This window comes from Altererythrobacter chaiwopuensis, assembly GCF_054957755.1.
The window spans coordinates 1-284 of sequence record NZ_JBTXJG010000008.1 but is presented as its reverse complement, the minus strand read 5'-3'; the positions used below and the strand labels follow the sequence as shown (position 1 = coordinate 284).

Annotated in this window: 1 protein-coding gene; it reads left to right on the top strand. The window is 64.4% G+C overall.

Annotated elements, in window-relative coordinates; all coding sequences use genetic code 11:
- The coding region (locus ACX2DJ_RS12980; RefSeq protein WP_462573162.1) for a topoisomerase C-terminal repeat-containing protein at positions 1-283 on the top strand (283 nt) is incomplete at its 5' end.
- Position 284 lies beyond the last annotated feature (1 nt).

Below are 284 nucleotides of genomic sequence, written 5' to 3'. Positions count from 1 at the left end.
CTACGTCTGCGAGCACTCGGTGGGCGCCAACGTGACCTGCGACTTCAAGACCGGCAAGGTCATCCTGACCCAGCCGATCGAGCCGGCCCAGGTGCACAAGCTGCTGACCGCCGGCAAGACCGACCTGCTGGAGAACTTCGTCTCGAACAAGACGCGGCGCAAGTTCAAGGCCTTCCTGGCCTACGACAAGAAGGAAGGCAAGGTCATCTTCGAGTTCGAGCCGCGCGCCGGCAAGGCACCGCCCGCCAAGAAGGCCGCGGCCAAGAAGACGGCCAAGGCCTGAC